Here is a 22,048-nt window from a genome sequence, read left to right on the forward strand (position 1 = left end):
AACATGGCGAATATCGACGGCAGCTGGGACGTGACGGTGAAGTCGCCCATGGGCGACCAGAAGTCGACGCTGACGGTGCAGACCTCCGGCGACACCTTCACCGGCAACATGTCCGGTCCGATGGGATCCAGCGACATTTCCGGCAAGGCGGACGGCGACACGATCACCTTCCAGCAGGCGATCACCGTGCCGATGCCGCTGACGCTCGATTTCTCGGTCACCGCCGAGGGCGACCAGGTGACGGGCAATGTCGGCGCCGGCGCGTTCGGCAGCTTTCCGCTGACCGGCTCGCGCGCGTAACACCTACGCCTGAGTTGAAGATGCGCCGTCGCGGGGGAGACCTCGCGGCGGCGTTTTCCTGTTCCCCGGCGGCGGCGGGGGTTCAGCCGGAAGGCGGCCGCGAGGAGCGCTGCGTTTCGCCCTCATCGTTCCGCAACCGGGCGCCCGCCTTCGCAAATCCCGTCATGCCGGACCTGTTCCGGCATCCACGGCTCGGCAGGAACGGCGATCGTTGCTCTTGCGGATCGGTGGACTCCGGAACAGGTCCGGGGTGACGATGTGTCCTGGGCGGCCGCGTCTGGCGAAGGTCACGGTCTCCGCCGGGGAACAAGGTTGCGCTCAGGACGGGGCGCGCTCGTCCTTGCGCAGGGTGAGCACCTCGACGCCGGTGGCGGTCACCGCAACGGTGTGCTCGAACTGGGCGGAGAGTTTCCCGTCGCCGGTCACCACCGTCCAGCCATCGTCCTCGGTCACCGTGCGGCGGGTGCCCTGGTTGATCATCGGCTCGACGGTGAACACCATGCCTTCGCGCAGGCGCTGGCCGGTGCCGGGCTTGCCGAAATTGAGCACCGAGGGCTCCTCGTGCATCTCGCGGCCGATGCCGTGGCCGCAATATTCGCGCACAACGGAATAGCCGTGCCGCTTGGCATGGCGATCGATGGCGGAGCCGACATCACCGAGCGTCGCGCCGGGGCGGACCTGGCGGATGCCGGCCCACATCGCTTCCTGCGCCACGCGGACGAGGCGGCGCGTGGCGGGCGGAACGTCGCCGACCACATAGGTCTTGCTGGAATCGGCGATGAAGCCGTTCTTCTCCAGCGTGATGTCTAGATTGAGGATGTCGCCGTCCCCCACGATCTCGTCCGCGCTCGGCACGCCGTGGCAGACGACGTTGTTGCGCGAGGAGTTGAGGACGAACTGGAAGTCGTACTGCCCCTTGCTGGCGGGGCGCGCGGCGAGGTCGTGCGTGATGAAGCGCTCGACCAGGTCGTTGATCGCCAGCGTGGACAGGCCCGCCATCTCCTGTGCGTCGAGCATCTCGAACACGGACGCGAGCAGCCGGCCGGAAATGCGCATCAGCGCGATCTCGTCGGGGGTCTTCACCATGTCAGGCGGCGACGGCGTCGGCGGGAGTGGGCGCGGGCATTGCGGCGAGCTGGTCGCGGACGATGTCGGTGAAGGAAAGGGCGGGGTTCGCCTCCGCCAGCATGCCGATCTTCATCCAGAACTCGGCCTGGGCGTTGATCGAGCGGCACATCACCGTGCTGGCGCGGCGCACGTGCTCGTGCAGCATGTCGTCGATCTTCACGATGCCCATGGCGGTTCCTTGCAGCGGGTGACTATACGATCCGTATACGGATCGTAGTGCCCGCCGTCAAAGGATCAGCGCGAAACGCGGGTAACGTGGCCCATCTTGCGGCCGGGGCGCGCCTCGCCCTTGCCGTAGAGGTGGAGGTGCGTGCCCGGCTCGGCCAGCAGATCGGCCCAGCGATCGGCCTCGTCGCCGATCAGGTTCCGCATCTCCACCGCGGCGCCCGTCAGGCTCGTCTCGCCCAGCGGCAGGCCGCAGATCGCGCGGACATGGTTCTCGAACTGCGAGCAGGTCGCCCCTTCGATCGTCCAATGGCCGGAATTGTGCACGCGGGGCGCCATTTCGTTGAACACCGGGCCGTCCGCGGTGGCGAAGAACTCGCAGGCGAGCACGCCGGCATATTCGAGCGCCTCGGCGATGCGGCCGGCAAGCGCGGCGGCCTCGGTCCACTGGCTGGCGATCTCGGCGGGGGCGGGCAGGGACGAGCGGGCGAGGATGCCATCCTCGTGCTCGTTCCAGGGCGGGGGGTAGCTGGCGCTGGCGCCATCGGGGCGGCGCGCGAGCAGGATGCTGAACTCGTGGGTGAAGGTGACGAAACCCTCGAGGATCGCCGGGCGTCCGCCGATCGCTTCCCACGCCGCGGCGGCCTCGTCGGCGGAGCGGAGCCGCACCTGGCCCTTGCCGTCATAGCCGAGCCGCAGCGTCTTGAGGATCGCCGGTGCGCCGACCGTGGCGAGCGCGGCTTCCAGCTCGGCCAGGCTCGTCACCTTGGCCCAGGGCGCGGTGCGGCCGCCGAGCCCGCCCACGAACGCCTTTTCGTTGGCCCGGTCCTGCGCGATCTCCAGCGCGCGGGGGGCGGGGTGCACCGGCACCTTGCCCGCCAGATAGGTGACGGGTTCGAGCGCGATGTTCTCGAACTCGTAGGTGACCACGTCGCAGCGCGCGGCCATTTCGTCGAGCACGATGCGGCTGTGATAGTCGGCGCGGGTGAAGCTGGAGGCGGTCTGCGCCGCGACGCTTTCGGCGTCGGGGGCGAGGATGTGCGTATGATAGCCGAGCTCGGCGGCGGCGGAGGCGAGCATGCGGCCGAGCTGCCCGCCGCCCAGGATGCCGATGGTGGAGCCGGGAGGAAGCGTCCTCACGCCGGGTTCTCGGGCACGCTCGCGGTCTGGTCGGCGCGCCAGGCCTTGATCCGCTCGGCGAGCAGCGCGTCGCACGTGGCGAGGATCTGCGCGGCGAGGAGTCCCGCATTCTTCGCGCCCGCCTTGCCGATAGCCAGCGTGCCGACGGGCACGCCGCCGGGCATCTGCACGATCGACAGCAGGCTATCCATGCCCTTCAGCGCCGCGCTTTCCACCGGCACGCCGAGCACCGGCAGGTGGGTGCAGGCGGCGACCATGCCCGGCAGGTGCGCCGCGCCGCCCGCGCCGGCGACGATCACCCGGATGCCGCGCCCGGCGGCGTTTTCCGCATAGTCGACCATGCGGTGGGGCGTGCGGTGGGCGGAGACGACGCGCGTTTCGTGCGGCACGCCGAGCGCGTCCAGCGTCTCGGCGGCGTGCCGCATCGTCTCCCAATCGGAGGTGGAGCCCATGATGATGCCGACCTGCGCCATTTCCCGCGGTTAGCGAGGTGGACGAGGGGAGGCAACGGTGTTAGCGCTACTCTCCCGTTCCCCGGCGGAGGCCGGGGCCCAAGTGCGAGAACGGTTTTGATGGGCGGCGCGCATCATCGCAACCGCCTTCCCAACTGGACCCCGGCCTTCGCCGGGGAACATTTCCTCACCGCGTGGGCACGGGCTCCTCGCCCGAATAATCGTAAAAGCCGCGGCCGGTCTTGCGGCCATACCAGCCGGCCTCGACATATTTGACCAGCAGCGGCGCGGGGCGGAACTTGGGGTCGCCGGTGCCGTGGAACAGCACGCGCGTGATCTCCAGGCAGGTGTCCAGCCCGATGAAGTCGGCGAGCGTGAACGGGCCCATCGGGTGGTTGAGGCCGAGCTGGATCGCGGCGTCGATGTCCGGGATCGTGGCCACGCCCTCGCCGAGCGCGAAGCACGCCTCGTTGAGCATCGGCATCAGCACGCGGTTGACGATGAAGCCGGGCGCGTCGTTGGCATGGACGACGCGCTTGCCGAGCTTCCGGGCATAGGCCTCCACCGCGGCGACGGTCGCGTCGGAGGTGGCAAGGCCGCGGATCAGCTCGATCAGGCCCATGACGGGCACCGGATTGAAGAAGTGCACGCCGACGAAGCGCGCGGGGTCCGGCGCGGCCTGGGCAAGGCGGGTGATGGGGATGGACGAGGTGTTGGAGGCAAGGATCGCGTCCGCGCCCAGCACCTTGCCGACAGTGCCGAAGATCGCGCGCTTGATCTCCTCGCGCTCGGTCGCCGCCTCGATCACGAGGCCGCAGGGCGCCATCGCGGCGATATCGCCGACCGGCTCGATATTGGCGAGGGTGGCGTCGCGGGCGTCGGCGGTGATCTTTTCCTTGGTGACGAGCCGGTCGAGCTGCCTGGCGATGCCCGCCTTGCCGGCGGCGGCGCGCTCCTCCGACACGTCGGACAGCAGCACGCGAAAGCCCGCCTGCGCCGAGACCTGCGCGATGCCCGCGCCCATCTGTCCCGCCCCGATCACGCCGACCGTGTTCATGTTCCGCTCCTCGCCTCCGTTGTCGGCCGCGCCTTAGCCGGAGCGGGGGCGCATCGCCAAGCGCAGCTTTTCGTTACGCGGCGGGATCGAACCATCGGACGCGGCGTTCGGCGCTGGAGCAGATGTTACACTTATCTGTCGAATCGTTGCCGCCAAGGCACGCGCAAGGGGGCCGAGGGTGAGCGACAAGGCGGACAAGCAGCCCGACGACCAGCGCGACGAGGAGGATGAAGGGAACGAGGACAGCCCGTCCGGCACGGACACCGACACGTCCAGGGACGGGCAGTCGGATGACGGCTCCGACGAAGAAGACGGGGACGACGGCAAGCCCCCGCTCTACAAGCGGCCGGTCTTCTGGATCGTGGTGGGCGTGGTGGCCGCCGTGCTGATCGTCGGCGGCGTGCTCTACTGGCTGCATGCCCGCAAATACCAGTCCACCGACGACGCCTTTATCGACGCGCATATCGTGCGCATCGCCGCGCAGACGCAAGGCCAGCTGATCCGCGTGACGCCGGCGGACAATCGCCATGTCGCCGCCGGGACGCTTCTGGCGATCATCGAGCCGAACGGCCCGCAGGCGACGCGCGCGGAGGCGCAGGCGGGGATCGCGGAGGCCGATGCGCAGATCCGGCAGGCGGAGGCGCGCGTGCTGGCGGCGCGCGCGGCGGTGCGCCAGGCGCTGGCCAATGCGGCGGTGCCGCTGGCCGAGGCGTCGCGCGCGCAGGGCGATTACGCCCGCTATGCCGATCTGCGCCGGCTGGACCCGCTGGCGGCCGCGCCGACCCAGATCGACCAGGCGCGCGCGCAGGCGCAAAGTGCCACCGCGCAGGTCCGCGCCAGCCGGCAACAGGTGTCCTCCGCGCGTGCCGACGTGCTGACCGCGCAGAAGCAGGTCGAGGCGGCGCAGGCGCAGCGCAAGGCGGCGGAAGCGCGGCTGGCCCAGGCGGAGGTGACGGTCGGCCACCTCGTCATTCGCGCGCCGATCAGCGGGCAGGTGGTCAACCGCCAGGTCAACCAGGGCAGCTATGTGGCGCCCGGGCAGCAATTGATGGCGATCGTGCCGGACGATCTGTGGGTCACCGCCAATTTCAAGGAAACGCAGCTTGCCCTGATGCGCGCCGGCCAGCATGCCGAGATCACCATCGACGCCTTTCCGAGCGTCCGCTTTCCCGGCCATGTGGAATCGATCCAGCGCGGCGCGGGGCAGGCCTTCGCGCTGCTGCCGCCGCAGAATGCGACCGGCAATTACGTGAAGGTGGTGCAGCGCGTGCCCGTGCGCATCCGCTTCGATACCAATGCCTGGCAACGCTATGCGATCGGGCCGGGCATGTCGGTGGTGCCGCGCGTCACCGTGCGGCCCTGAGCATGCGGACATGAGCTCCGGCTGGACCAACGAGCGGTCCGCGGCGGGGAGCCGCAATCCGTGGCTGATCGTCGGCGTCATCAGCCTGGCGACGTTCATGGAGGTGCTGGACACCTCCATCGCCAATGTCAGCCTCGATCATATCGCCGGCGGGCTGGCCGCGAGCCGCGACGAGGCGACCTGGGTGCTGACGAGCTATCTCGTTTCCAACGCGATCGTGATCCCGATCAGCGGCTGGCTGTCCGACGTGATCGGGCGCAAGCGCTATTACATGATCTCGGTGGCGCTGTTCACGCTGTCGTCGCTGGCCTGCGGCTTCGCGCCCAGCCTGCCGCTGCTGATCGCGGCGCGCGTGCTGCAGGGGATCGGCGGCGGCGGGCTGGCGCCGTCCGAACAGAGTTTCCTTGCCGACACCTTCCCGCCGGAAAAGCGCGGGGCGGCGTTCGCGGCGTACGGCGTCGTCGTCGTCGTCGGCCCGGTGCTGGGGCCGACCCTGGGCGGCATCATCACCGACAACATCTCCTGGCACTGGATCTTCCTCATCAACGTGCCCATCGGCATCGCCTCGCTGCTGCTGGTCAACACCTTCGTGGTCGAGCCGAAAGTGCTGGAGAAGGAGCGCGCCAAGCGGCTGAAGGGCGGGCTGAAGGTGGATTATGTCGGCTTCGCGCTCGTCGCGCTGGGGCTGGGCGGACTGGAACTGGTGCTGGATCGCGGCGAGCGGGAGGCGTGGCTGGAAAGCCCGTTCATCCTGGTCCTCGCCATCACCGTGGTGCTGTCGCTGGCGATGCTCGTCTGGTGGGAGCTGTCGCGCAAGGACCCGATCGTGAACCTGAAGCTGCTCGGCAACCGCAACTTCGCCATCACCCTCGTCTTCATGACCGCCACGGGCGCCGTGCTGTTCGGCACGACCACGCTGATCCCGCAGCTGCTGCAACAGGTGTTCGATTATGACGCGACCACCGCCGGGCTGGCGCTGACGACCGGGGGCATCGCGACCCTGGTGGCGATGCCGGTGGTCGGCGCGTTGACGGGCAAGGTGGACACGCGCTTCCTGCTGGTGCCCGCGATGCTCACGCAGGCGGGATCGTTATGGTATCTGACGGCGCTGAACAGCGACTTCACCTATGGCGCGGCCTCCATGGCGCGCCTGATCTCCGCGGTGGGCCTGCCGTTCCTGTTCGTGCCGATCAACTCGGCCGCCTATGTCGGGCTGAAGCCGAACCAGACCAACGATGCCTCCGCGCTGCTCAACGTCGCCCGCAACCTGGGCGGCAGCTTCGGCATCGGCGTGGCGCAGGCGCTGCTGATCGCGCGGGCGCAATATCACCAGGACCGGATCGTGGAGGGGCTGAACCCGCTCAACCCTTCCTATGTGGAAGGCGTGAACCAGCTGTCGCAGACGCTGGGCGGGGAGGCCGGGCAGACGGGCACGCTGGCGGCGCTGATGCAACAGGTGCAGCAACAGGCGCAGGTGCTGTCGTACATCGATATCTTCTGGGGGTTCATGATCTTCGTGCTGATCGTCACGCCGCTGGGCTTCCTTCTTAAGCAGGGCAAGGGCGGCGGGGAGGCGGCGGCATGAAGCGGATGGTGCCCCTGCTCTCCCTGCTGGCTGCCGCCGCGCTGGCGGGCTGCACCGTCGGCCCGGCGTACCGCGCGCCGGCCGTCCTCACGCCGCCGGCCTTTGGCGAGGCGACCACCGGCGCGCAGCCGGCCCCCGGGCTCAACGGCTGGTGGCGGGCCTATGCAGACCCGGAGCTCGACCGGCTGATCGAGCTGGCGCTGCGCCAGAGCCCGGACCTCGACGCCGCCGTGGCGCGCATCGCGCAGGCCCGCGCGCAGGAGCGGGAAGCGCGATCGGCTTATTACCCGCAGGTCAACGCGCAGGCGGGGACCAATTACCAGCGGTTCAGCAAGAATGCGGGCTTCTCCTCGCTCGCCAGCCTGTTCGGCGGCGGTTCGGGCGGGGGCGCGTCGGGCGGGGGGGCGAGCGGTGGCAGCTCGGGCGGGAGCGGCTCGGGGTCGGGCGGGAGCGGCGGCGGCGTGGCGGCGCCGGGCGGCGCCATCCAGACCTATTCGGCCGGCTTCGACGCCAGCTGGGAGATCGACCTGTTCGGCGGCGTGGCGCGCCAGGTGGAGGGCAGCCGCGCGCGAACCGCCGCCGCCGTCTGGAACGCGCGCGACGCGCAGCTGTCGCTGATCGCCGAGGTGGCGGACGCCTATCTCCAGCTGCGCACGCTGCAGCAGCGCGAGGCGGTGGCGCGCAACGAACTCGCGCGGCAGGAGCGCAATCTCGCGATCGCCGCCAACACCAGCCGCGCGGGGCTGATCGCGGAGGGCGACACGATCCGCCAGCGCGCCGAGCTGGCCAGCGCGCAGGCGGCGATCGGGCCGATCGTGGCGGAGGGCAAGGCGCAGATGCACGCCATCGCGGTGCTCACCGGGGAAACGCCGGACTCGTTGATCGCCGAACTGGCGCGCCCGCGCCCGTCGCTCGGCCTGCCGCCCGCGGTGCCGCCGGGCCTGCCGAGCGAGCTGCTGCGCCGCCGGCCGGACATTCGCGCCGCGGAGCGCAACCTCGCCGCGGCGACGGCGGACATCGGCGTGTCGGTGGCCGACCTCTATCCCCGCTTCAGCCTGACGGGCATGGCGCAGTTCCTTTCCACCGCGCTGTCGAACCTGTTCACCGGCGACAGCCTGCAGCTGACCGGCAATGCGGCCGCGACCTTCCCGATCCTCGACTTCGGCCGGCGTTCGGGCGCGGTGGCGGAGCGTCGGGCGCAGGCGGACGAGGCCTATGCGCAGTATCGCCGCACCGTGCTGATCGCGCTGCGCGACGTGGAGGACGCGCTGATCCGCGTGCGCACCGAGCAGGAGCGGCAGGCGCAGCTCGCCGCCGGGCTCGCCGATGCGCGGCGCAGCGTGGGCGCGGTGGAGGCGCGCTGGCGCACCGGCCTGACCGACTTTGGCGACGTGCTGGCCGCGCGCAAGTCGGTGCTGTCGGGCGAGGACCAGCTGGCGCAGAGCGAGGGCAATTTGCGGCGCGCGCTGGTATCGCTCCACAAGGCGCTGGGCGGCGGGTGGGAGGACCTGCCGCTGGACACCGCGCCCAGGGCCGGCGCGGCGGCCGGGGCGTATACGGCGCCGAAGAGGTGAGGGGGTTCGGGGGAGGGCGCGTTTCCTCGCCCACCCGTCATGCCCGACTGGTTCCGGCATCCACGGCGCCGAACACGCAGCAGCCTTGCGTCTTGCGGCGCGGTGGACCCCGGAACCAGTCCGGGGTGACGACTTTCGCGGGGTAGCCGACGAACCTTCCTCAAAGGTCCCGGGTCAAGCCGGGCCTGACGGTCGCGTCAGCGGTTCTGTTGGGTGCCCCCTTGGCCGCCTTGTTGCCTCAGGCCGGTATCGTCGTAGCGGACGGATTGCTCGCCGGACTGGCTGGAGCCGCCCCCTTGCTGGCTCGACATGCCGCTCGACTGGTCGCTGCTGCCCGTCAGCGTCATCTGGTTGGTGGCGGTGCCGTTCTGGCTCTGGCTCTGGCCTTGGTTCTGGCCCTGACCTTGGTTCTGCCTCTGGGCGCCGGTGCTGATCTGCGGCTGCACCGCGCCCGAGCCGGCGCGCATGGCCGAATTCTGCGGCGGCGGCGAGATCTGGCCGCTCTGCTGCACGAGAAGGAAGGTGAGGAGCGCGATCATGGCGCGACCTCTGCCGGCAGCGCCTCGGCGAGGAACAGGGCGAACCGGCCCTCGGCGTCCGTCCATCGCCGCCGCGGGGTCCAGCCGCCCGCCGCCAGCAGCAGGCGCGCGTCGCGGTCGCCATATTTGTGGCTGTTCTCGGTGTGGAGGGTCTCCCCCGCGGCCATCGTGAAGCGGCGCCCGTCGACGGTGAAGGAGACGTCCTCCACCGCTTCCAGATGCATCTCGATGCGTGCGCGCTCGTCGTTCCACAGGGCCTTGTGGCGGAAGGCCGCCGGCGGGATCGTGCCGTCCAGCTCGCGGTTGATCCGCTCGAGCAGGTTGAGGTTGAACGCGGCGGTGACCCCGGCGGCATCGTCATAGGCGGGAACGAGGACGGACGGGTCCTTGATGCAGTCCATGCCGATCAGCAGGGTCGCGCCGTCGCCCAGCCAGCGCTTCATCGCGCGCAGCAGGTCGACGGCCCCTTCCGGCGCCATGTTGCCGATGGTGGAGCCGGGAAAGAAGCCGAGCTTGGGCAGGGTGCGCACCTCGGCGGGAAGTGCGACGGGCTTGAGGAAATCGGCCTCCACCGGATGCACCGGCAGGCCGGGAAAGCGCGCGGCCAGGGCGGCCGAGGACTGGCGCAGGAAGTCGCCGGAAATGTCGATCGGCACATAGGCGGCCGGCTCGATGCAGCCGAGCAGGACCGGCGTCTTGGTGGACGAGCCGGAGCCGAACTCGACCACGGCACGCCCCCGCCCGATCATGTCGCCGAGCGCCGGGCAGATCTCGCGCAGGAGCGCGGTTTCGGTGCGGGTGGGGTAATATTCGGGCAGGTCGGTGATCGCCTCGAACAGCTCGGAGCCGCGCCGATCGTAGAACCAGCGCGCCGGGATCGCGCGCGGCCGGCGGGAAAGCCCGTCCAGCACGTCGGCGCGGAACTGCGGGTCGGCGAGGCTGGCTTCTCCGTCCTCGATCTCGGGCTTGAGCATCTCAGAGATCCTTTGCCAGGCGCACGCCGGTGAACTGCCAGCGCTGATGCGGGTAGAAGAAGTTGCGGTAGCTGGCGCGCAGGTGCCCGCGCGGGGTGGAGCAGCTGCCGCCCCGCAGCACGAACTGGCTCGACATGAACTTGCCGTTATATTCGCCCACCGCGCCCTCTGCGGCGTGAAAGCCGGGATAGGGGCGATAGGCGCTGCCGGTCCATTCCCACACGTCGCCGAACAGCGCGGGGCCGCCGGGCGAGGGGCGCGGCTCGACCGGCCCGGCGGTGTCGAGCTGGTTGCCGGCGGCGGGATCGTGCGCGGCCGCCGCGGCCTCCCATTCGAATTCGGTGGGCAGGCGCGCGCCGGCCCAGGCGGCATAGGCATCCGCCTCGAAGAAGCTGACATGGGTGACCGGGGCGGCAGGATCGACCGCGCGGCGGCCGTCCAGCCCGAAGCGGGTCCAGGCGCCGTCGCGGCTTTCCCAGTAGAGCGGCGCGTGGATGCCCTCGCGCTGCACCCAGGCCCAGCCGTCGCTCAGCCACCAGCGCGGGTTCGCGTAGCCGCCATCGGCGATAAAGGCGGCCCATTCGTCATTGGTGACGGTGCGATCGGCGAGCGCATGCGCGGAAAGCAGCACGCGATGGCGCGGGCCTTCATTGTCGAAGGCATAGCCGGCGCCGGCATGGCCGATCTCCACCACCGCCTCGTCGCGCTCGATCCAGCCGAGCGGGGCAGGCATCGCCACCGGCTGCTTGCGGAGCGGTGGAAAGAGCGCTGGCTCGAGCGGGTTCTCGGAAAAGAGGTGAAGCAGGTCGGTGACGAGCAGCTCCTGGTGCTGTTGCTCGTGCTGGCAGCCCAGCTCCACCAGCGCACGCCCGTCCGGCCACAGGCCGGGCAGCGCATCGAGCAGCGCCGCGTCGACCGCGGCGCGATAGGCGAGCACCTCGTCGAGATGCGGGCGGGTGAGCATGCCGCGGCGATGGCGGGCATGGCGGCGCCCTTCCGCCTCGTAATAGCTGTTGAACAGGAACGGGAAGCGCGGGTCGTACAGGCGATAGCCGGAAACGTGATCGCGCAGCACGAAGGTTTCGAAGAACCAGCTGCTATGCGCCAGGTGCCATTTCGCCGGCGACGCGTCCGGCATCGACTGAACCGTGGCATCGGCATCGGACAGCGGCGCGACGAGCGCCTCCGTCAGCGCGCGCGTGCGGGCGAAACGCTCCGCCAGCACATCGCCTTGCGGCGGCTCGGCAATCGGGCTGGTGGCCATGCTATCCTCTTCCGGGTGGGGGAAAGCCACCCGTTTTCCCTATCGCCGACGCACCTTGACGCAGGTTAACGGTTGGCTCCGGGCACCCACAGAACGTCATCCGCCCCGTTTCGGTTCAATGTCCGGCAAAACACGAACAGCAGGTCCGACAGGCGGTTGAGATAGGCGAGCGCCTGCGGGTTCACCGGGGCCGCGCGCGCAAGGGCAACCCCGCTGCGCTCCGCCCGGCGGGTAACCGCACGCGCAAGGTGAAGCGCGGAGGCACCGGCGCTGCCGCCGGGCAGGATGAAGGAGGTGAGCGGCGCGAGCGCGGCATTGGCGGCGTCGATCCGCGCCTCCAGCCAGGCCACCTGCGCGGCGACGATGCGCAGGGCGCCGTCGGTCGCGGTGAAATCCTCGCCGGGGGTGGCGAGGTCCGCACCGAGATCGAACAGGTCGTTCTGGATGCGCGTAAGCGTGTCGCGCACGTCCGCGTCCTCGATCGAGCGGAGCGCCAGGCCGATGGCGGAGTTCGCCTCGTCCACATCGCCGATGGCGGCGAAGCGGGCATCGGCCTTGGACAGCCGGCTGCCGTCGGCAAGCCCGCTGCTGCCGGCATCGCCGGTGCGGGTGTAGATGCGGTTCAGCCGGACCAGGGGATCAGGTCCGGCCGGCGAGCATCAGCAGCAACACGCAGAGGACGATGGCGATTGCCTGAAAGAAGATGCGCTTCTGCATCATCTGGTTGGACTTGAGCGCGGAGGCGCTGGGCTGCCCGCCGCGAGCCTCGACGGACGCGCTGTGGAGAAAGGCGACGATGCCGCGCACCAGCATCACCACGGTGGCGATCATCGCTGCGATCAGCAGCAGGACGAGAAAGGTCTGCATGGAAAGGATGTAGGCGTTCAGGTGCCGGAATCCAAGCGCTTCAGCCCGAGCGATAGCCGTGCGGGAGGCGTCCTTCGCGCAGCATCGCGGCAAGCGCCGGCCCGTCCTCCCCCGCCTCGCGCAACGCCGCCAGGGTGGGTGCGCCGTGCCGCTTGGCAAGGCGCCGGCCGTCCGCCCCGGCGAGCAGCGGATGGTGGTGCCAGACGGGAACGGGCAGGCCGAGCAGCGCCTGGAGCAGGCGATGGACGTGCGTCGCCTCGAACAGGTCGGTACCGCGCACGACATGGGTGACGCCCTGCGCCGCATCGTCGATCGTCACCGCCAGGTGGTAGCTGGCGGGCGCGTCCTTGCGCGCGAGGACCACATCGCCGGCGGATCGCGGATCGGCGCGGACCCCGCCTGCCAGCTCGTCCTGCCAGAAAAGCGGCCCGGCGCGGTGCACCGCCTGCGCCATGTCGAGCCGCCAGCAATGCGGCTCCCCCGCCCGCGCGGCGGCTTCCGCCGGTGAAAGGCGGCGGCAGGTGCCGGGATAGAGCTGGCCGTCGGCCCCGTGCGGGGCGCTGAGGCTGGCGGCGATCTCCGCGCGCGTGCAGAAGCAGGGGTAGAGCAATCCCTCGCCGCGCAGCCGCTCCAGCGCCTCGGCATAGACCGGCAGGCGATCGGACTGGTGCCAGACCGGCTCGGCCCAGCGCAGGCCGAGCCAGGCGAGATCGGCCAGGATGGCGCCGACGAACTCTGGGCGCGAGCGGGTGCCGTCGATATCCTCGATGCGCAGCAGGAACCGCCCGGCCTTTCCCGCGCGATCGTGCGAGCGCAGCGCGGAAAAGGCATGGCCCAGATGCAGCCGCCCGGTGGGGCTGGGCGCAAAGCGCGTAACGGCCCCTTGACCGTGTCTCGTGACGCCTGTCATCATGCGGTCATCCATAGGCGGCAGAGCTGCCGGCGGTAAGCACTGGGGAGCGGGCGATGTATCATCCCGATCTGATGCGACATCCGGACGGTTGCCCGGCGCTGGTGCTCAATGCCGATTACACGCCGCTTTCCTATTACCCGCTGAGCGTCTGGCCGTGGCAGACGGCCGTAAAAGCGGTGTTCCTCGACCGGGTGGACATCGTTGCCCAATATGAGCGGGAAGTGCGCTCCTCCAGCGTCGCGCTGAAGCTGCCCTCGGTGATCGCGCTGAAGCAGTTCGTGCGCCCGTCGCAATTTCCCGCCTTCACCCGTTTCAACCTGTTCCTGCGCGATCGCTTCGCCTGCCAATATTGCGGATCGGGCAAGGACCTGACGTTCGACCATGTGGTGCCGCGCGCGCAGGGCGGGCGGACGACATGGGAGAACGTGGCCACCGCCTGTGCCCCGTGCAACCTCAGGAAGGGCGGCCGCACGCCCCGGCAGGCGCACATGCCGCTGCATCTGGAGCCGATCCGGCCGACCAGCTGGCAATTGCAGGAACATGGCCGCAGCTTTCCGCCGGGCTACCTGCACGAAACCTGGCACGACTGGCTTTATTGGGACATCGAGCTGGAAAGCTGATCGTTTCGCAGGCGGATACATTCATGCACTCGTGCATTGGCGGCACCATGCGTGCGCTTCCCCTTCTCCTCCTGCTGGCGCTGGCCGGCTGTGGCCAGAACGACGATCAGCGCGCCGAGGCGCTCGATTTCGAGCCGCCCACCAACATGCCGCGGACGGATTACCGCGCCGCGCTCGACAAGCGCTTCTTCCGGCTGGACAGGAACGGCAACGGCGCCATCGAGGCCGCCGAGTTCCGCCGGCCGGGCCGCGCCGTCGAGCTGGACGCGGACAAGGACGGGCAGGTGACCCGCACCGAATTCGTCGACGGCAATCTCAAGCGGTTCGATCGGGCGGACGCCAACCACGATGGCGTGATGTCCAGCGCGGAGCGGGATGCCTCCGGCCTGTTCGGCCGACGCCCGCAGCCGGCGAAAACTCCCGCGGCATAAACCTGTCCACCGGTTGACCCGAGCCCTGCCGCAGCGCAGCATGGCGGGCATGGCTGACCTCCCCTCGATCACCAACAATCCCGACGTGCGTTTCCTCGGCAGGCTGCTGGGCGACGTGATCCGCGCCTATGGCGGCGAGGAGCTGTTCGCGCGCACGGAGGCGATCCGCGCCGCTTCCGTGGAGCGCCATCGCGGCCTTGCCGGCGAGGAGAAGGTGGGCGTCGAGCTCGGCCAGCTCGACCTGGACGAGACGCTGGATTTCGTGCGCGGGTTCATGCTGTTCTCCATGCTCGCCAACCTGGCGGAGGACCGGCAGGGGGTGACGGCGGAACAGGGCGCGGATGTCGCGTCGGCATTGAAGCGGCTGGAAGCGGACGGGATCGACCGGCCGGCGGTGCTGGCGCTGCTCGGCCGCGCGCTGGTGGCGCCGGTGCTCACCGCCCACCCCACCGAGGTGCGGCGCAAGTCGATGATCGACCATCGCAACCGCATCGCCGCGCTGCTGGCGTTGAAAGATCGCGGGCTCGAACAGACGCCCGAAGGCGACGATGTGGACGAGGCGATCTTCCGCCAGATCGCGCTGCTGTGGCAGACGCGCGTGCTGCGGCGGGAGCGGTTGTACGTGACGGACGAGGTGGAAACCGCTCTGTCCTATCTGCGCGACGTGTTCGTGCCGGCGCTGCCCGCGCTTTACCAGCGCTGGGACCGCGCGGTGGGGGAGCGGGTGCCGAGCTTCCTCAGGCCCGGCACGTGGATCGGCGGCGACCGCGACGGCAATCCCTTCGTCACCGCCGACAGCCTGCGCACCGCCCTGGCGCGCGGCTGCGAGACGATCCTGGCCCATTATATGGAGGCGGTGAACGCGCTCGGCTCCGAGCTGTCCATCTCCACCCATCATTCCAACGTCGCGCCCGAGGTGCAGGCGCTGGCCGAGGCGAGCGGGGACGCGGCCGAGAGTCGCTCGGACGAGCCGTACCGCCGCGCCCTGTCCGGCATCTATGCGCGGCTTGCGGCGACGCACCTGAAGCTCACCGGCAAGCCCGCGCCGCATCCCGCCACGCTGAAGGGCGAGGCCTATCCGGATCCGGCGGCGCTGCGGGCGGACCTCGTCGCCATCGCCCGCGACCTGCGCGGGCAGGCGGGCGGGGCGCTGGCGAGCGGCGGTGCGCTGGGGCGCCTGATCCGCAGCGTGGAGACGTTCGGCTTCCACCTCGCCACGCTCGACATGCGGCAGAACTCGGCGGTGCACGAGCGGGTGGTCGCCGAATTGCTGAAGGTCGCCGGGGTCGAGGCCGATTACGCCGCCCTGCCGGAGGAGGCGCGCGTCGCGCTGCTGCGGCGCGAGCTGTCCAACGCGCGCCCGCTCGTCAGCCCGTTCAACGACTATTCGGAGGAAACCGCGTCCGAACTCGCCATCGTGCGCGCCGCGGCCGAGGCGCACGGCAAGTACGGGCCGGCGTGCATCGCCAACTACATCTGCTCCATGGGCCAGTCCGTTTCCGACCTGCTGGAGATGAACGTGCTGCTGAAGGAGGTCGGCCTGTATGCGCCGGGCGACCCGACCAAGGCCGCGGTGATGGCGATCCCGCTGTTCGAGACGATCGGCGATCTGGAGGCCGCGCCGGGCATCATGCGCGACTGGTTCGCCCTGCCCGAGGCGGGCGCCGCGGCGCGCGCCCGCGGCTTCCAGGAAGTGATGATCGGCTATTCCGACAGCAACAAGGACGGCGGCTATCTCACCTCCACCTGGTCGCTGTCCAAGGCGTCCACCGCGCTGCGCGGCGTGTTCGCGGAGGCGGGCGTCGGCATGCAGCTGTTCCACGGCCGCGGCGGCGCGGTGGGGCGCGGCGGCGGCTCCAGCTTCGCCGCGATCCAGGCGCAGCCGGTCGGCACCGTGCAGGGCCGCATCCGCATCACCGAACAGGGCGAGGTGATCGCCGGCAAATACGGCACCCGCGAAAGCGCGATGACCAACCTGGAGGCAATGGCGTCTGCCACCCTGCTCGCCAGCCTGGAGCCCGATCCGCTGCCCCCGGCCGATGCGGCGCGCTTCGCCGCGGCGATGGACGAGCTTTCGCAGAAGGCGTTCCACGCCTATCGCGACCTCGTCTATGGCGGCGGGGACGAGGCGCGGGGGCAGGCGTTCCGCACCTTCTTCCGCCAGATGACGCCGATCGCCGAAATCGCCGGGCTGAAGATCGGCAGCCGTCCGGCCAGCCGCAAGCAATCGGACGCGATCGAGGATCTGCGCGCGATCCCCTGGGTGTTCAGCTGGGCGCAGGCGCGGGTGATGCTGCCGGGCTGGTACGGCGTTGGGCAGGCGCTGGACGCCTTCGCCGACAAGGGGCTGCTGGCCGAGATGGCCACGCGCTGGCCGTTCTTCGCCGCGACGCTCGCCAACATGGAACAGGTGATGGCCAAGTCCGACATGGGCCTGGCCGCGCGCTATGCCGCGCTGGTGGAGGATCGGAACCTCGCCGATACGCTGTTCGGCCGCATCCGCGACGGCTGGCACCTGGCGCAGGACGGCCTGCTCGGCGCGACGGGGCAATCGCGGCTGCTGGAGAAGCATCCGGCGCTGGAGGCGTCGATCCGGCTGCGCCTGCCCTATATCGAGCCGCTCAACCTGCTGCAGATCGAGCTGATCCAGCGCCACCGCGCGGGCGAGCAGGACGAGCGGGTGGCCGCCGGCATCCTCCTGTCGATCAACGCGATCGCGACGGCGTTGCGGAACTCAGGCTGAGCCCTCCGCCCCTACCTGCTCCCCGGCGAAGGCCGGGGCCCAGTTGGGGAACGTGCGCGAGGAGCGTTGCGCTTTGTTACATCAGCCTTTCCACCTGGACCCCGGCCTGTGCCGGGGAGCGCTGAACGACAGCTAGGCGAACAGCGGACCGGCCGCGTGCTTCGCCTCGTGCGCGAGCAGCCAGCGCTTCGCCGCCAGCCCGCCGGCAAAGCCGGTCAGCGCGCCGCCCGCGCCGACGACGCGGTGGCACGGCGCGATGATCGACAGCGGGTTGCGACCGTTTGCGGCACCCACCGCACGCACGGCGGCGGGTCGCCCGATCGCGCGCGCGATCCCGGCATAGCTGCGGGTTTCCCCGAACGGAATGGCGAGGAGCGCCGTCCAGACCTCGCGCTGGAACGCGGTGCCGCGTGGATCGAGCGGCAGGTCGAACGCCTGCCGCGTGCCCGCGAAATAGGCGGAGAGTTGCCCGGCGGCGGCGGCAAGGATCGGGTGGTCCGCCGCTTCCACCGGCCCGAGCGGCACCCGTGCCGGGCTGTCCTGCTCCCACAGCACCGCGACCAGCCCGGCCTCGCTTGCCACCAGCGTCAGCAGCCCGACCGGGGAGGGCAGGGCGGCCGAGCGAAGCACCGGCCTCAGCGCCCGGTCTGCGCGCGGTGGAGCAGCATCTGGTCGGCCAGGACCAGCGCCATCATCGCCTCCACGACGGGGACGCCACGGATACCGACGCAGGGATCATGGCGGCCGCGCGTGGCGATCTCCGTCGCCTCGCCCGCGCGGGTGACTGTCTCCACCGGCGTCAGGATCGAGCTGGTCGGCTTGAAGGCGACCCGCAGGCGGATCGGCTGGCCGGTGGAAATGCCCCCAGCAATGCCGCCGGCATGGTTGGCGAGGAACCGGGGGCCGTTTTCGCCCGGGCGCATCGCATCGGCATTCTGCTCGCCGGACAGCGCCGCCGCGGCAAAGCCGTCGCCGATCTCCACGCCCTTGACCGCATTGATCGACATGGCGGCGGCGGCCAGCTCGCTGTCGAGCTTGGCGTAGAGCGGCGCGCCCCAGCCGGCTGGCACGCCGGTCGCCTCGCAGGCGATCACCGCGCCCAGCGAGGAGCCCGCCTTGCGCGCCGCGTCCACCAGCGTCTCCCAGCGCGCGGCGGCGGCGGGGTCGGGGCAGAAGAACGGGTTGGCGTCGATCTGGTCGGCGTCGAAGCTGGCCGGATCGATCGCATCGCCGCCGATCGCCTCCACCCAGCCGCGGATACGGACGTGCGGGATCACTGCCCGCGCGACGGCGCCGGCCGCCACCCGCGCCGCCGTTTCGCGCGCCGACGAGCGGCCCCCGCCGCGATAGTCGCGAAAGCCGTATTTGGCGTCATAGGCATAATCGGCATGGCCGGGGCGATAGGCCTTGGCGACCTCGCCATAGTCCTTGGAGCGCTGGTCGACATTGTCGATGTGCAGGGCGATCGGCGTGCCGGTGGTGCGGCCCTCGAAGGTGCCGGACAGGATGCGCACCTGATCGGGCTCGCGCCGCTGCGTGGTGAAGCGCGACTGGCCGGGACGGCGCTTGTCGAGGAACGGCTGGATCCACTCCTCGCTGAGGTCCAGCCCCGGCGGGCACCCGTCGATCACCGCGCCCAGCGCCGGCCCATGGCTTTCGCCCCAGGTGGTGAAGCGGAACACGCGTCCGAAAGTGTTGTAGCTCATCTCAGCTCCTCTCCCCTGCGGGGGAGAGGAAGGGGCCCGCCCGGCGTCGCCGGGTGGGAAGGTGAGGGCGCGAGGGCCGAGGCGATCGCGTGGGCGACGCCGTCGATGTTCTCCAGCACCTCAGCGTTCGAAAACCTCAGCACCCGATATCCCTCGCGTTGCAGGAAGGCGGTACGGCGGGCGTCTTCCTCTGTCGTGTGAACATGCATGTCGCCATCGATCTCGACGACGAGCCGCTGTTGCTGGCAGACGAAGTCGCCATAGAACGGCCCGAGACGTTGCTGGCGGCGGAACTTGTGCCCGTCAAGCGCACTGCCGCGCAGAACCTGCCAGAGCAGCTTTTCCGCCGAGGTGGCGTCGCGGCGCAACTCCCGTGCGCGATCGATCGTGCCGTCGCCGACAGCGTAGCGGGACTTGGCCATGTGCCCTCACCCTCCCACCGCCTTTGGCGGCGGGCCCCTCCCTCTCCCCCGCGGGGAGAGGGTGATCAAGCCAGAGCGATGTCCGGCGCGTCTTCCGCCTTCATGCCGACGACGTGATAGCCGGCATCGACATGGTGGACCTCACCGGTCACGCCCGACGACAGGTCCGAGCAGAAATAGAGGCCGGCGCCGCCGACATCCTCGATCGTCACGTTGCGGCGCAAGGGCGCGTTGAGCTCGTTCCACTTGAGGATCAGGCGGAAGTCGCCGATGCCGCTCGCCGCCAGCGTCTTGATCGGACCGGCGGAGATGGCGTTCACGCGGATGTTGTCGCGGCCGAGATCGGCGGCGAGATAGTGCGTGCTCGTCTCCAGCGCGGCCTTGGCGACGCCCATGACGTTGTAGTGCGGCACCACCTTCTCCGCGCCGTAATAGGTGAGCGTCAGCAGCGAGCCGCCGTTCGGCATCATCGCCGCGGCGCGCTTGGCCACCGCCACGAACGAATAGGCCGAGATGTTCATGGTCATCAGGAAGTTGTCGAGGCTGGTATCGACATAGCGGCCGCGCAGCTCGTTCTTGTCGGAAAAGCCGATCGCATGGACGACGAAGTCGATGGTCGGCCAGCGCGCGGCCAGGGTCTCGAACGCGGTGTCGAGCGCCGCCATGTCCGACACGTCGCAATCGAACACGAAGTCGGAGCCGAGCTGCTCGGCGAGCGGGCGCACGCGCTTTTCCAGCGCTTCGCCCTGGTAGCTGAAGGCAAGTGCCGCGCCCTGTTCGCTGAGCTTCTTGGCGATTCCCCAGGCAAGGCTCTTGTCGTTGGCCAGGCCCATGATGAGCCCCCGCTTGCCTTCCATCAGTCCCGTCACGCCGCCGCTGCCTCCGCTGTCGCTGTGTTGCCTGCCGGCTCCCTTACGCCTGCTTGCGGCGGTTCCGCCAGTGCCGCGTTGAGATGGGCCGCCACCACGATGCCCAGCCCGATGAGATAGAAGAACAGCAGCATCACCACGACGCCCGCCAGGCTGCCATAGGTCAGGCCATAGCCGCCCATGAGGCCGAGCACCGGCGGCAGGAACGCGGTGAGCGATACCCACCAGATCGCGGTGAACAGGGCGCCCGGCCATTTCGGGCATTTCGAATAGCGATATTTGGACGGCGTCACCGAATAGAACAGCATGTACAGCGCGCCGAACATGATGAGGCCGGGGATCAGCCGCGACAGGCCGAGCCAGCTCGCGGCGCTCTCGGCGAAGGGCAGCAGGCGGTAGACGAACTGTTCCGCCGCGGTGAGCACGCCCTGGACGAGGAAGCTCAACAGCGCGAGAACCACCGAGCAGACGATCACCAACATCGAGCCGAGCCGATAGCTCCAGAAAGGCCTGGTCGCGACCACGCCATAGGAGCGGCGGAAGATGTCGCGGATCGTCTCCACGAAGCTGCCCACCGTCCACAGCCCGACCAGCCCGCCCAGCCACAGCAGGGAGCCGGTGCGCGCCACCAGCACCTCGCCGATCGGCTTCTCCAGGATGTCCGCCACATCCCGCGGCAGCACATGGAGAAAGGAGGCGACGGCGCGCTGCGTTTCCGTGGACTGGCCGAACAGGCTGGCGATCGCGGCGGCGGTGATGAAGAACGGAAACACCGTCATCAGCGCCAGATAGGCAAGGTTGCCGGCATGAATGAAGCCGTCGGTGAATACGCCGATGGCCACCCGCTTGGTCACTTCCCAGGAAGAGGACAGCGGGCGCCGCAACCAGTCCAAAGTCGCCGCGCCGCGATGCCGGGCGCGATGTTCGGGAGAAGCAGTGGAAACGTCTGACACGGAAGGTCAGACGCCCATGCGGCTCCGCGGGTTCCCGTTGTCCTCGGCCTGCCAGCCCCCGACAAAGGTTTTCAGCGCCTCGTTGCCGGCCGGCAGCTCGATCATCAGCGTGACGAGCTGGTCGCCGCGGGTGCCGTCCTTGCGCGTGAAGCCGCGGCCGCGCAGGCGCAGGACCTTGCCGGAACTGGCGCCGGCGGGAATGGCCATGCTGACCGGCCCTTCCACGGTGGGCACGCGCACCTTGCCGCCCAGCACCGCCTCGGACAGGGTGATCGGCAGGTCGAGCCGGACATTGTCGCCGTCCCGGGTGAAAAAGGCATGCGGCTGGAGATGGAGGGTGACGATCGCGTCCCCCGCGCCGCCCGGCCCCGGCTGGCCCTTGCCGGAAAGCCGCATCTGCGTGCCCTCCTCCACGCCGGCCGGGAGCTTCAGGTCAATCGTCTTGCCGTCGCCCAGGGTCACCCGCTGGTCGGCGCGGGTGGCGGCGTCCTCGAAGGAGACGTTGAGGGTGTAGGCGATGTTGGCGCCCTTGGGCGGCGGCGCCTGGCGTCCGAAGCCGAAGCCGCTGGCAAAGCCGCCTCCGCCCCCGCCCCCGCCACTGCCGGAAAACAGCCCCTCGAACAGGTCGTCGAGATCGGCCGCGCCCGCCGTGCCGAAATCGGCGCCGCCGGGGCCGGGGCGAAAGCCGCCCCCGCCGCCCGGTCCGCCGCGTCCGCCACCGCCGAAGCCGAACGGAGAGGCGGGATTGCCCTCGCCGTCGATCTCGCCGCGGTCGAAGCGCGCGCGCTTGTCGCTGTCGTTGAGCAGATCATAGGCTTGCGTCGCCTGGCTGAACTTCTCGGCGGCCTTGGGATTGTCCTTGTTGCGGTCCGGGTGCAGCTCCTTGGCGAGCTTGCGATAGGCCTTCTTGATCTCGGCCTCGCTGGCCGTGCGCGAGACACCGAGCGTCGTATAGGGATCGGTGGCCACTTGTTTCCTCGTTC

Annotated in this window: 24 protein-coding genes; 7 read left to right on the forward strand and 17 right to left on the reverse strand. The window is 69.9% G+C overall.

The annotated features are described in order from the left end of the window. Positions 1–3: 3 nt before the first annotated feature. Entirely contained in the window at positions 4–300 is a 297-nt protein-coding gene (locus DVW87_RS15180) for a hypothetical protein (protein WP_114688645.1), read from the forward strand. A 318-nt stretch (positions 301–618) separates the two neighbouring features. On the opposite strand, the gene map is transcribed toward DVW87_RS15180, so the two are convergent. From map to DVW87_RS15205, 5 genes are all read right to left on the reverse strand, one after another. Beyond that, on the reverse strand, positions 619–1,386 hold the full coding sequence (gene map / locus DVW87_RS15185) for a type I methionyl aminopeptidase (RefSeq protein WP_114688646.1): 768 nt from the start codon (positions 1,384–1,386) through the stop codon (positions 619–621). A 1-nt stretch (position 1,387) separates the two neighbouring features. Next, positions 1,388–1,597: a ParD-like family protein gene (locus DVW87_RS15190; RefSeq protein WP_114688647.1), complete on the reverse strand. Its 210-nt coding sequence runs from the start codon at positions 1,595–1,597 to the stop codon at positions 1,388–1,390. A 65-nt stretch (positions 1,598–1,662) separates the two neighbouring features. Next, positions 1,663–2,733 carry a 5-(carboxyamino)imidazole ribonucleotide synthase gene (locus DVW87_RS15195; RefSeq protein WP_114688648.1) on the reverse strand — a complete coding sequence of 357 codons (1,071 nt, stop codon included), beginning with the start codon at positions 2,731–2,733 and terminating at the stop codon, positions 1,663–1,665. Then, a complete protein-coding gene (gene purE / locus DVW87_RS15200; protein WP_114688649.1) occupies positions 2,730–3,206 on the reverse strand; it encodes a 5-(carboxyamino)imidazole ribonucleotide mutase in 477 nt (158 codons plus the stop codon). The genes DVW87_RS15195 and purE overlap by 4 nt, the downstream gene beginning before the upstream one ends. Positions 3,207–3,372: 166 nt before the next feature. Then, the gene (locus DVW87_RS15205; protein ID WP_114688650.1) at positions 3,373–4,242 is read right to left on the reverse strand and encodes a 3-hydroxybutyryl-CoA dehydrogenase; all 870 of its coding nucleotides are present in this window, start codon (positions 4,240–4,242) and stop codon (positions 3,373–3,375) included. Between the two features lie 178 nt (positions 4,243–4,420). Here DVW87_RS15205 and DVW87_RS15210 point away from each other — a divergent pair, with 178 nt between their 5' ends. Genes DVW87_RS15210 through DVW87_RS15220 form a run of 3 tightly spaced genes read left to right on the forward strand, consistent with a single transcriptional unit; the run spans position 4,421 to position 8,764 of the window. Then, on the forward strand, positions 4,421–5,605 hold the full coding sequence (locus DVW87_RS15210) for an HlyD family secretion protein (protein ID WP_239017938.1): 1,185 nt from the start codon (positions 4,421–4,423) through the stop codon (positions 5,603–5,605). 10 nt (positions 5,606–5,615) lie between these two features. Further along, positions 5,616–7,190, forward strand: coding sequence for a DHA2 family efflux MFS transporter permease subunit (locus tag DVW87_RS15215; protein ID WP_114688652.1), 1,575 nt, complete (start codon positions 5,616–5,618; stop codon positions 7,188–7,190). Next, entirely contained in the window at positions 7,187–8,764 is a 1,578-nt protein-coding gene (locus tag DVW87_RS15220; protein ID WP_181814853.1) for an efflux transporter outer membrane subunit, read from the forward strand. Before DVW87_RS15215 ends, DVW87_RS15220 begins: the two co-directional genes overlap by 4 nt. A gap of 197 nt (positions 8,765–8,961) precedes the next feature. Here the strand turns inward: DVW87_RS15220 and DVW87_RS15225 are convergent, their stop codons facing one another. From DVW87_RS15225 to gluQRS, 6 genes are all read right to left on the reverse strand, one after another. Next, the gene (locus tag DVW87_RS15225) at positions 8,962–9,303 is read right to left on the reverse strand and encodes a hypothetical protein (RefSeq protein ID WP_114688653.1); all 342 of its coding nucleotides are present in this window, start codon (positions 9,301–9,303) and stop codon (positions 8,962–8,964) included. Continuing rightward, a complete protein-coding gene (egtD, locus tag DVW87_RS15230; protein ID WP_114688654.1) occupies positions 9,300–10,277 on the reverse strand; it encodes an L-histidine N(alpha)-methyltransferase in 978 nt (325 codons plus the stop codon). Before egtD ends, DVW87_RS15225 begins: the two co-directional genes overlap by 4 nt. A 1-nt stretch (position 10,278) precedes the next feature. Beyond that, a complete protein-coding gene (egtB, locus tag DVW87_RS15235) occupies positions 10,279–11,541 on the reverse strand; it encodes an ergothioneine biosynthesis protein EgtB (protein ID WP_114688655.1) in 1,263 nt (420 codons plus the stop codon). 65 nt (positions 11,542–11,606) lie between these two features. Further along, on the reverse strand, positions 11,607–12,176 hold the full coding sequence (locus tag DVW87_RS15240) for a cob(I)yrinic acid a,c-diamide adenosyltransferase (RefSeq protein WP_114688656.1): 570 nt from the start codon (positions 12,174–12,176) through the stop codon (positions 11,607–11,609). A gap of 4 nt (positions 12,177–12,180) precedes the next feature. Next, entirely contained in the window at positions 12,181–12,408 is a 228-nt protein-coding gene (locus DVW87_RS15245; RefSeq protein WP_114688657.1) for a twin transmembrane helix small protein, read from the reverse strand. A 40-nt stretch (positions 12,409–12,448) separates the two neighbouring features. Then, positions 12,449–13,321, reverse strand: coding sequence for a tRNA glutamyl-Q(34) synthetase GluQRS (gene gluQRS / locus DVW87_RS15250; RefSeq protein ID WP_239017939.1), 873 nt, complete (start codon positions 13,319–13,321; stop codon positions 12,449–12,451). 53 nt (positions 13,322–13,374) lie between these two features. On the opposite strand from gluQRS, the gene DVW87_RS15255 reads away from it, so the two are divergent. From DVW87_RS15255 to ppc, 3 genes are read left to right on the forward strand one after another with little or no spacing between them, the layout of a single operon-like run. Then, the gene (locus DVW87_RS15255) at positions 13,375–13,941 is read left to right on the forward strand and encodes an HNH endonuclease (protein WP_114688658.1); all 567 of its coding nucleotides are present in this window, start codon (positions 13,375–13,377) and stop codon (positions 13,939–13,941) included. A 47-nt stretch (positions 13,942–13,988) separates the two neighbouring features. After that, positions 13,989–14,372, forward strand: coding sequence for an EF-hand domain-containing protein (locus tag DVW87_RS15260; RefSeq protein WP_181814854.1), 384 nt, complete (start codon positions 13,989–13,991; stop codon positions 14,370–14,372). A gap of 49 nt (positions 14,373–14,421) precedes the next feature. Next, complete coding sequence (gene ppc, locus DVW87_RS15265) at positions 14,422–17,115, forward strand: phosphoenolpyruvate carboxylase (protein ID WP_114688781.1); 2,694 nt, start codon at positions 14,422–14,424, stop codon at positions 17,113–17,115. A gap of 132 nt (positions 17,116–17,247) precedes the next feature. On the opposite strand, the gene DVW87_RS15270 is transcribed toward ppc, so the two are convergent. From DVW87_RS15270 to DVW87_RS15295, 6 genes are all read right to left on the reverse strand, one after another. Continuing rightward, positions 17,248–17,745: a methylated-DNA--[protein]-cysteine S-methyltransferase gene (locus DVW87_RS15270; RefSeq protein ID WP_239017940.1), complete on the reverse strand. Its 498-nt coding sequence runs from the start codon at positions 17,743–17,745 to the stop codon at positions 17,248–17,250. Between the two features lie 5 nt (positions 17,746–17,750). Further along, a complete protein-coding gene (gene aroC, locus DVW87_RS15275) occupies positions 17,751–18,821 on the reverse strand; it encodes a chorismate synthase (RefSeq protein WP_114688661.1) in 1,071 nt (356 codons plus the stop codon). Further along, entirely contained in the window at positions 18,818–19,243 is a 426-nt protein-coding gene (locus tag DVW87_RS15280; RefSeq protein ID WP_114688662.1) for an endonuclease domain-containing protein, read from the reverse strand. The genes aroC and DVW87_RS15280 overlap by 4 nt, the downstream gene beginning before the upstream one ends. 65 nt (positions 19,244–19,308) lie before the next feature. Further along, positions 19,309–20,112, reverse strand: coding sequence for an enoyl-ACP reductase FabI (fabI, locus tag DVW87_RS15285; protein WP_114688663.1), 804 nt, complete (start codon positions 20,110–20,112; stop codon positions 19,309–19,311). Continuing rightward, positions 20,109–21,065 carry a YihY/virulence factor BrkB family protein gene (locus DVW87_RS15290; RefSeq protein ID WP_114688664.1) on the reverse strand — a complete coding sequence of 319 codons (957 nt, stop codon included), beginning with the start codon at positions 21,063–21,065 and terminating at the stop codon, positions 20,109–20,111. The genes fabI and DVW87_RS15290 overlap by 4 nt, the downstream gene beginning before the upstream one ends. Positions 21,066–21,071: 6 nt before the next feature. Beyond that, positions 21,072–22,034 (reverse strand): DnaJ C-terminal domain-containing protein, encoded by a 963-nt coding sequence (locus DVW87_RS15295; protein ID WP_114688665.1) that lies wholly within the window; start codon positions 22,032–22,034, stop codon positions 21,072–21,074. Between the last annotated feature and the right edge of the window lie 14 nt (positions 22,035–22,048).

The organism is Sphingomonas aracearum (genome assembly GCF_003345355.1).
Taxonomy (GTDB): Bacteria; Pseudomonadota; Alphaproteobacteria; order Sphingomonadales; family Sphingomonadaceae; genus Sphingomonas; species Sphingomonas aracearum.